At 76.6% G+C, this 9126-nt stretch carries 8 protein-coding genes; 4 read left to right on the plus strand and 4 right to left on the minus strand.

The genetic code is table 11. The features are described from left to right. Both WCS02_RS14235 and WCS02_RS14240 read right to left on the minus strand, forming a co-directional pair. On the minus strand, positions 1-481 hold a 481-nt coding region (locus WCS02_RS14235; RefSeq protein WP_340294349.1), incomplete at its 3' end, for a hypothetical protein. 50 nt (positions 482-531) lie between these two features. Continuing rightward, entirely contained in the window at positions 532-1812 is a 1281-nt protein-coding gene (locus tag WCS02_RS14240; protein WP_340294351.1) for a serine hydrolase domain-containing protein, read from the minus strand. Between the two features lie 192 nt (positions 1813-2004). Here WCS02_RS14240 and WCS02_RS14245 point away from each other — a divergent pair, with 192 nt between their 5' ends. After that, the gene (locus tag WCS02_RS14245; RefSeq protein WP_340294353.1) at positions 2005-4152 is read left to right on the plus strand and encodes an MMPL family transporter; all 2148 of its coding nucleotides are present in this window, start codon (positions 2005-2007) and stop codon (positions 4150-4152) included. 37 nt (positions 4153-4189) lie between these two features. Here the strand turns inward: WCS02_RS14245 and xylA are convergent, their stop codons facing one another. Together xylA and WCS02_RS14255 are read right to left on the minus strand one after the other, a co-directional pair. Continuing rightward, positions 4190-5377: a xylose isomerase gene (gene xylA / locus WCS02_RS14250; protein ID WP_340294355.1), complete on the minus strand. Its 1188-nt coding sequence runs from the start codon at positions 5375-5377 to the stop codon at positions 4190-4192. Between the two features lie 187 nt (positions 5378-5564). Further along, complete coding sequence (locus WCS02_RS14255; RefSeq protein WP_340294357.1) at positions 5565-6749, minus strand: ROK family transcriptional regulator; 1185 nt, start codon at positions 6747-6749, stop codon at positions 5565-5567. Between the two features lie 121 nt (positions 6750-6870). Between WCS02_RS14255 and WCS02_RS14260 the strand changes: the two genes are divergently transcribed. The 3 genes from WCS02_RS14260 to WCS02_RS14270 are packed head-to-tail and all read left to right on the plus strand — an operon-like array spanning position 6871 to position 9120. Further along, positions 6871-7506 carry a helix-turn-helix domain-containing protein gene (locus WCS02_RS14260; protein WP_340294359.1) on the plus strand — a complete coding sequence of 212 codons (636 nt, stop codon included), beginning with the start codon at positions 6871-6873 and terminating at the stop codon, positions 7504-7506. After that, complete coding sequence (locus tag WCS02_RS14265) at positions 7499-8251, plus strand: B3/B4 domain-containing protein (RefSeq protein WP_340294361.1); 753 nt, start codon at positions 7499-7501, stop codon at positions 8249-8251. Before WCS02_RS14260 ends, WCS02_RS14265 begins: the two co-directional genes overlap by 8 nt. Positions 8252-8289: 38 nt before the next feature. Further along, positions 8290-9120 (plus strand): EamA family transporter, encoded by an 831-nt coding sequence (locus tag WCS02_RS14270; protein WP_340294363.1) that lies wholly within the window; start codon positions 8290-8292, stop codon positions 9118-9120. The last annotated feature ends 6 nt before the right edge of the window (positions 9121-9126 follow it).

Consider the following 9126-nt stretch of genomic DNA (forward strand, 5'->3'; position numbering starts at 1 on the left):
TGACCAGCACCCCGGTCGCGGCCAGCGGGACCGCCCACCGCGCGGTGGCCGGCGGGCCGGAGGCGACGGCCAGGGTGGCCGCGATCCCGCTCGCCGCCGCCACCCCTGCCGTCCAGCGCCAGGCGGCGGGCGCGCCGGAACGCACGAGCCGGTACACCGCGACCATCACCGCGAGCCCGCTGGCGCTCTGCTGGCCGCCCGACAGCGCCAGGACGCCCGCATCGAGGACGGCCACGGCCACCAGGGCCGCGGGCAGGCGGGCGGTCCAGACGGCGAGCACCACGGCCTGGAGCAGGACGAGGAGCACGACCAGCCAGCCGACGCGGTCGGGCAGGAGCTGCTCGCCCTCCGCCCAGGCCGGGTCGGTCGCGCGCACCCACCGGTCGAGGACCAGGAGCCCGACCCCCACCAGCGCGACGCCGGCCGGGGCCAGGCCGCGCCGCAGCCGACCGGCGCGGCGGGGGCGCGGCTCCGGGGTCACGGCGCCCATCCTCCCCTCCACGGAGCCCCCTCTGGTCCGCCCGGTCCCGCTCAGCCCTGCTCGCAGAAGGCGGCGTCCACGGTGTCGACGACCTCCTGGTACAGCGGCAGCAGGGCCTCCTCGTCGGTGGGGTCGACGAACGCCCACGGCAGCGCCGTGACGGCGACCGACCAGGCCCGGCCGTCCTCGGAGACGGCGCCCCGGGTCTGGTAGCCGTGGATGTCCCCGCCGTGGCCCCACACCTCGCCGCCGCAGCTCAACGGGTAGCTGATCAGCCCGAGGCCGTAACCGGACCCGGGCGAGAACGGGTCGTCCTGCGGCACGGTGGTCATCATCTGCTCGAGCGTCTCCGGCTCCAGCAGCTCCCCGTCGACCAGGGCGAGCATGAACTCGCTGAGCTCGCCGGGCGTGGACACCATCGCCCCGGCCGCCCAGCCCCACGACGGGTCGAGCTCGGTGATGTCGAGCAGCCCGCCGTCGGGGTCGGAGTGGTAGCCCCGCGGGTGCTCACCGCGCAGCTCCCGCTCCCCCGGCTGCGGGAAGTACGTCCGCTCCAGCCCGAGCGGCTCGACGATGCGCTCGGTGACCTGCTCGGCGAGCGTCCGCTGCGTGACGCGCTCGACGAGCAGGCCCAGCAGCAGGTAGTTGGTGTTGCTGTAGCCCCACCGCTCGCCGGGGGCGAACTGCACGGGCTGCTGCAGGGCCAGGTCGAGCAGGTCGCGCGGCGAGCGGTAGGAGTCGCGCAGCGCGACGACGTCCTCGGCGACGGCGGTCGTGTACTCGGGCAGGCCGCTCGTGTGCTGCAGCAGGTGCCGGACCGTGACGACCGAGGCGTCGACCCCCTCGGCGCGCACGAGCCCGGGCAGGTACTGCTCGACCGGCGCGTCCAGGTCGACGCGGCCCTCGTCGACGAGCTGGAGGACGACGGTGGCGGTGAAGGTCTTGGTGTTGCTGCCGATGCGGACCTCGCCGTCCTCGGGCACCGGGTCGCCCGTCTCGACGTCGCCGGTGCCGGCGGTGAGGGTGCGCTCCGCGCCGTCCGGGTCGGTGGCCGTGGCGAGCACGCCGGGGAAGCCGGACTCCACGAGGGCGTCGAGGCGGGCCTGCGCCGGGTCGTCGGTGCCGGCCGCGGCGCTCCCCCACCACAGGCCGCCCGCGGCGACGGTGGCGACGAGGACGCCGGTCGCGCCGAGCACGCCCGCCCGCCGGCCGCGGCCGGAGGTCCTGGTCGTGCCGCCGGCGGGGACGCTGCCGGAGGTCCTGGTGCTGCCGGTGGTGCTGCCGGCGGTGCTGCCGGTGGTGCTGCCGCTGTGGTCGTGGTCCTGGCTCACGGGGTGCTCCTCGGGTGCTTGGCGGGGCGGCCGGGCGGCCGCCGCTGACGACCACCACGCTCGTCCCCGGGCCGCCCGCGCACCCCGGCCGGCGGGCCGGTCCCCGACCCCGCCGCAGGGCGGGGTCCCCCGTCCGGACGGGAGGCGTGGACCCGGCCCGGCCGGGGCGCCCCCGGTGTCTAGGTTGTCGTCGTGGAGGACCGGTCGCTGCCGCACGCCGGCGGCAGGGGGACGCTGCTGGCCTCGCTGGGGCGCCTGGTCGCCCGGCACCGCTGGGTGGTGCTCGCCGTCTGGGCGCTCGTCACCGTCGTCGGTGGCGTCGTCGGCGGGTCGGTCTTCGACCGGACCGAGACCGTGGACTCCCTGCGCCCCGGCGCCGAGTCCTCGGTCGTCGCGGCCAGGCTGGCGGAGGTGGAGCCCGAGCCGGCCACGGTGGTGGCCCTGCTCGGCGGCACCGACTTCTTCGACCCGGTGCTCGTCGACAGCGCGACGGCCGTCGCGTACGCGCTGCGGGAGGTCACCGGCGTCGTCGAGATCACCGACGCCTACACCGCGGGCGGCCTGGCCGCCCCCGACGGGCAGCGGTCGCTCGTCGTCGTCGACATCGACCCGGCCCTGGACGACGACGCCGCGCTGGAGGTCGCCGACCGCGTCACCGCGCTGCTGCGCGGGGTCGGGGCGCCCGAGGTCCTCGTCGGCGGGGAGCTGCTGGCCGAGCGCGCCTTCGCCGACCAGGCCGTCTCCGACGCGGTGCGGGGCGAGAGCGTCGCGGTCGCGCTCGTCCTCGTCGTGCTCGTGCTCGTCCTGGGCGGGCTCCGCGCCGCGCTGCTGCCCGTCGTCACCGCCCTGGCGGTCATCTGCGGGGCGCTGCTCGTGCTCACGGCGACGACCGCGGTGCTCCCGGTGTCGGAGTTCGCGGTCAACATCGTCACCCTGCTCGGGCTCGGCCTCGCGGTCGACTACGGCCTGCTCGTCGTCTCCCGCTTCCGCGAGGAGCGGGACGCGGACCCGGGCGCCGACGTCGTCGAGCTCGTGGCCCGCACCACCGCCGCCGCCGGCCGGGCCGTCGTGCTGTCGGGGCTCGCGGTGGGCGTGGCGTTCGCCGGCCTGCTGGCCGTCGGCGAGCCGCTGCTGGCGGCCATGGCCCTCGGCGGCGTGGCGGTCGCCGCGCTGGTCACCCTGGCCGGCGTCACCCTCGTGCCCGCTCTCGTGGCGGTGGGGCACCGCTGGGTCCCGGCCCCGGGGTCGCGGACCTGGGTGTGGCGGCGCGGGCGCACGGTCCGGCGGGCGGGGCTGCTCGAGCGGCTGGCCGTCGCCTCGCAGCGGCGACCCCTCCTGGCCACCGTCGCGGGCGTGGCGGTCCTCGGGCTGGCGTGCGTGCCGCTGCTCTCCCTCGACCTCGGCACCTCCGACGCCCGCTCGCTGCCGCCGGAGGCCGAGGCCCGCCAGGTGGCCGAGGTGCTCGAGCAGGACTTCCGGCTCGCGGCGGTGCAGCCGCTCGAGGTGCTCGTGGGGACGACCGACCCCGCCGCGGTCGAGGCCGTGCGCACCCAGGTCTGGGAGCTCGGCGGGATCGAGGAGGTCCGCCCCGCCGACGCCCCGCCGGAGGGCACCACGGTGCTGCAGGTCGTCCCCGCCGGGACGAGCGCCGACGCCGCGGCGCAGCGCCTGGTCCGCCAGGTGCGCGCGCTGCCGACCGACGTCCCGGTGCAGGTCGGCGGGGCGGCCGCGGAGCTCGTGGACACCAGGGACGGCATCCTCGACCGGCTCCCGCTGGCCGCCGCGGTGGTCGTCGTGCCCACCCTGCTGCTGCTCGGGGCGCTCACCCGCTCGGTCGTGGTGCCGGTCAAGGCCGTGCTGCTCGACCTGCTGACGCTGGGCGCCACGCTCGGGGTGGTCGTCCTGGTGTTCCAGGACGGCGTCGGTGCGGGGCTGCTGGGCTTCGAGCCGCTCGGCACCGTCGACGTGACGACGCCGCTGCTGCTGTTCGTCCTCGTCTTCGCCCTGTCGATGGACTACGAGGTGTTCCTGCTCGCCCGCATCTCCGAGGCGTGGCAGGCCGACCCCGGCCGGGCCAGCGCGGCGGGCGCCCGCGCTGCCAACGCCCGCGCGGTGCTCGCCGGGATCACGGCGTCGGGCCCGGTCGTCACCGCCGCGGCCGTCTGCATCGGCCTGGTGTTCCTGGGCTTCGCGCTCGGGGAGCTCGTCGCCGTCAAGGAGGTCGGCGTCGGGATGGCGCTGGCGGTCCTGCTCGACGTCACGCTCGTGCGCGGGGTGCTGCTGCCGGCGACCATGACGCTGCTCGGCCGCTGGAACTGGTGGCCGGGGGCGCGCGCCTGACGGGCCCGCCCCCGGCCGCCCGCGGTCGGGGCGCCGGTCAGCGCACCCCGAGCAGGTGCTCCAGCGACAGCCGCTGCAGCCGGGCGAAGCCGTACCCCTGCTCCCGGGCGCGGTCGATGTCGAAGTCCTCGAACGCCGACCGGTCCTGCAGCAGGGTGTCGTAGGTCTCCCCGTCGCCCAGCGTCGGCCGGGCGAGCTCCTCGACGCGGGCCTCGGCCAGCGCGGCTTGCACCTCGGGGTCGGCCCGGAACGCCTTGGCCTTCTCGCGCAGGCTCAGGTAGATCTCCATGTTGGCCAGCGCCGACTCCCACACCCCGGCCATGTCCTCGGTGCGCAGCGGCTTGTAGTCGAAGTGCCGGTCGCCGTCGTACGTCGGACCGCCGTCGACGCCGCCGTTCTCGAGCAGGTCCACCGTGGAGAACGCCTGGAGCAGGTCGCCGTAGCCGAAGACCAGGTCCTGGTCGTAGCGGGGGCCCTTCTGCCCGTTGAGGTCGATGTGGAAGAGCTTGCCCGCCCACAGCGCCTGCGCGATGCCGTGCGTGTAGTTGAGGCTGGCCATCTGCTCGTGCCCGGTCTCCGGGTTGATGCCGACCATGTCGGAGTGCTCGAGCTCGGCGATGAAGGCCAGCGCGTGCCCGATGGAGGGCAGCAGGATGTCGCCGCGGGGCTCGTTGGGCTTGGGCTCGATGGCGAACTTCATCCCGTAGCCCTTGTCGATCGAGTACTGGGCGAGCAGGTCGATGCCCTCGCGGTAGCGGTCCAGCGCCGAGCGGACGTCCTTGGCGAAGTCGACCTCGGAGCCCTCGCGCCCGCCCCAGAACACGTAGATCTGCGCACCGAGCTCGGCGGCCAGGTCCATGTTCTGCATGACCTTGCGCAGCGCGTAGCGGCGCACGGAGCGGTCGTTGCTGGTGAACCCGCCGTCCTTGAACACCGGGTCGCCGAACAGGTTGGTGGTCACCATCGGCACGACCATGCCGGTCTCGTCGAGCGCACCCTTGAACTCGGTGATGATCCGGTCGCGCTCGCTGCTGCTGCTGCCGGGCGGGACGAGGTCGTCGTCGTGGAACGTGATGCCGTAGGCGCCCATCTCGGACAGCTTGTGCACGGCCTCGACCCCGGCCAGCGCCGGCCGGGTGGCCTCGCCGAACAGGTCCCGGGCCTGCCAGCCCACGGTCCACAGGCCGAAGCTGAACTTGTCCTCGCGGGTGGGGATCGGGCTCATGAGGGTCCTCCTGGTGACGGCTGGGACGACCGGTCCGGTGCTGTCGTCCTGACGCGGGGTACCCCGTGGCGCCGCGACGAACCGCCGGGCCGGGCGTCGCGGGCCGCGCCCCGCACGCCGACGGGCCGGCACCGGGGGTGTCCCCGTACCGCCGTCGGGCACGACCTGCGCTCCGTCCGACAGGGCGTCAGCCGAGGGTGCGGTCGACCTCGTCCGGGGACAGCACGCGCTCGATGACCATGACCGCCGCACCGACGACGCCGGCATGCTCGCCGGTCCCGCTGGCCACGATCCGCAGGTGCTGCGTCGCCAGCGGGAGCGAGCGCCGGTAGACCACCTCGCGCACCCCGGCCAGCAGGTGCTCCCCCGTCGAGGCGAGCGAGCCGCCGACCACGACGACCGACGGGTTGAGCATGCTCACCACGTGGGCGAGCACCTCGCCGATCGCCCGGCCGGCCTCGCGGAGCTCGCGCACCACCGCCAGGTCGCCGTGCCGGGCGAGGTCGGCCACGTCGCGGCTCGTGCGCACCGGGAGCCCTCGCGCCGACAGCTCCCGCACCAGGGCCGCACCGCCGGCGACGGCCTCCAGGCAGCCGCTGTTGCCGCAGCGGCACAGCACGTCGGCCGCCCGCGGGACCTGCATGTGGCCGAGGTCGCCCGCCGCCCCCTGCGCGCCCCGGCGCAGCTCGCCGTCGGAGATGATCCCCGCGCCGATGCCGGTGCCGACCTTGACGAAGACGAGGTGGTCGACCCCCGGCCAGGCGATGAAGCGCTCGCCGAGCGCCATGACGTTGACGTCGTTGTCGACCGCGACCACCACGCCCAGGTCGCGCCGCAGCCGCTCGACGACGTCGTAGCCGTCCCAGCCGGGCATGATCGGCGGGTCGATCGGGCGGCCGGTGGCGTGCTCGACGGGTCCCGGCAGGCCGATCCCGACCCCCACGAGCCGGCGGCCGGGGGACTCCAGCGGCGCCAGCAGCTCACGCCCCCGGTCGACGACCCAGGACAGGACCCGGTCGGGACCGTCCCCGATCTCCAGGTCGTCCTGCCGCTCGACGAGGACGCGGCCGGCCAGGTCGGTGACGCCGAGCCGGGCGTACGTGGCGCCCAGGTCGGCGGCGAGCACGAGGCCCGACGAGGGGTCGAAGGCGAACTGCGTCGGCGGCCGGCCACCGGTGGACACCGCGTCCCCGGCCGGGCCGATGAGGCGGCAGGCGAGCAGCGCGTCGACCCGCTGGGCGACCGTCGACCGCGACAGGCCGGTCATGCCGGCGAGCTCCGAGCGGGTGCGGGGCACGCCGTCGCGCAGCAGCGCGAGCAGCTGACCGGCACCGCCGGGCCCGGGCCTGGGCTCGGGCACGGTGCTGGTCACCGCGCTGACGATATCAACGCAGGCGCACGTCGCCCTCCTCCCGACAGGGCGCCGGCGGCGAGAGCGCTCTCTCGGACCTGCCCCGTCTCGGTGCACTATGTAGTGCAGTATGGTGCACCCCGTGGACAGGACAGCGGACCTCGCCGCCGCGATCGGCGGGCGGGTGCGGCGCGAGCGGCAGGCGCGGCGGTGGACCCTCGACCAGATGGCCTCCGCCACCGGCGTGAGCAGGCGGATGCTCGTCTCCGTCGAGCAGGGCGCGGCCAACCCCAGCGTCGGCACCCTGCTGCGGGTGGCGGAGGCGCTCGGCGTCGGGCTGCCCGCCCTGGTCGAGCCGCCCGCGACCGGACCGGTGCAGGTGACCCGGCACGGCGGCGGCGCCACGCTGTGGACGAGCGAGGCCGGCGGACGGGCCGTGCTCGTGGCGAGCACCCGCGCGCCCGGCGTCGTCGAGCTGTGGGACTGGACGCTGGCGGCGGGCGACCGGTACGCCAGCCGGGGCCACGTCCCGGGCACCACCGAGCTCGTCCACGTGCTGTCCGGTGCCCTGACGGTGGAGGTCGACGGCGCGGCCCACGAGCTCGCCGCGGGGGACGCCGTCGCGTTCCCGGGCGACGTCGACCACGCCTACGCGGCCACCGGCACCGGCACCGGCACCCCAGGAGCCGCAGGGGCGCGGTTCAGCCTCGCGGTGCACGAGCCCGTGACCGGCGCACGCTCGACGGCCGGCGCACGCTCGGCGGCCGGCCGTGGCTGAGGAGCTGGAGCTGGTCCTGGACCGGGCGTCCGTCGACCCCGCCGTGCACGCCCTGCGCCCGGACTACCGCGCCGGTCTGCTGGCCGTCGACGGGCTGGTGCCCGCCCCGGGCGACGCCGCCGGGGAGGAGCTGCTGCTGCGCGCCGAGGCCTCCGCCCGGGAGGCGCTCGCGGCCGGCCCCGTCGAGGACGTGCCGCACGTCGCGGCCTGGCGCGAGGCGTACCGGGCCTTCGGCGCGAAGCCCCAGCGGACCCGGACCAGCGTGGAGGCGCTGCTGCGGCGGGCCGCCGACGCGGGGCTGCCGCGCGTGGACCGGCTGACCGACCTCTACAACGCGGTGTCGGTGCTGCACCGGGTGCCGCTCGGCGGGGAGGACCTGGCGCGCTACGCCGGCCCGCCCCGCCTGGTCCGCGCCACGGGCACCGAGCCGTTCGACACCACCGCGGGCGGCGAGGACGTGGTCGAGCACCCGGAGCCCGGCGAGGTGGTGTGGCGGGACGACGCCGGCGTGACCTGCCGGCGGTGGAACTGGCGGCAGGGGCGGCGGACGCGGCTGCAGCCGGGGACGACGTCGGCGCTCTTCGTCGTGGACGCCCTCGCCCCCGTCACCGACGCCGCGCTCGACGCCGTCCTCGACGACCTGCTCGACCGGCTGCGCGGCCTCGGCCCGGACGTCCGGTGGGCGCGCCGCGTGCTCGGGGCGGGGACAGCCGCCGGGGCCGCGGGGTCCGGGGTGGGGTCGTGAGCCGGGCGGTCCCGCCGTGGGGCACGGCCGTGGTCGCCATGCTGTCGGTGCAGCTCGGCTCGGCCCTGTCCGTGGGGCTCGTCGGCACGGTCGGCCCTGCCGGCACCGCGTGGCTGCGGCTCAGCGTCGGCGCGCTGGTGTTCCTCGCCGTGGCCCGCCCGCCGCTGCGCCAGGTGCGCCGGGCGGACGTGCCCGTGCTGCTGGCCCTGGGAGTGACGACCGGCCTGGTCACCGTGACGTTCCTGGCGGCGCTCGAGCGCATCCCCCTGGGGACCGCGGTGGCGGTGGAGTTCCTCGGCCCGCTCACCGTGGCGGCCGTCCGCAGCCACAGCCGGCGCGCGCTGGTCTGGCCGGCCCTCGCTCTGCTGGGCGTGGTCCTGCTCACCGAGCCGTGGCACGGGCGCACCGACGTCGTCGGCATCGCGCTGGCCGCCGTCGCCGGCGTGGGCTGGGGGTCGTACATCGTCCTCACCCAGCGCGTCGGCGACCGGTTCAGCGGCATAGGCGGGCTGTCCATGACGATCCCCGTCGCGGCGCTCACCGCCGCCGTCGTCGGCGTCCCCCAGGCGTGGGGCCACGTCACACCCCAGGTCCTGCTGGTCGCGGCGGGGCTCGCGCTGCTGGTGCCCGTCGTCCCGTTCGCCCTGGAGCTGCTCGCGCTGCGGCGGATGACCTCCACGGCGTTCGGCACGCTCATGGCGGTCGAGCCGGCGATCGGCGTCCTGCTCGGCCTCCTGGTCCTGCGGCAGAGCCCGTCGGCGGTGCAGGTCCTCGGCGTCGCGCTGGTCGTGGCCGCGGGGGCCGCCGCGCAGCTCGACGGTGCGCGCCGACCGCCCGCGGCGACCCCCGTCCCCGCGCCCGTCGCCTGACGCGCC

Source organism: Aquipuribacter hungaricus, from assembly GCF_037860755.1.
GTDB classification, from domain to species: Bacteria; Actinomycetota; Actinomycetes; order Actinomycetales; family JBBAYJ01; genus Aquipuribacter; species Aquipuribacter hungaricus.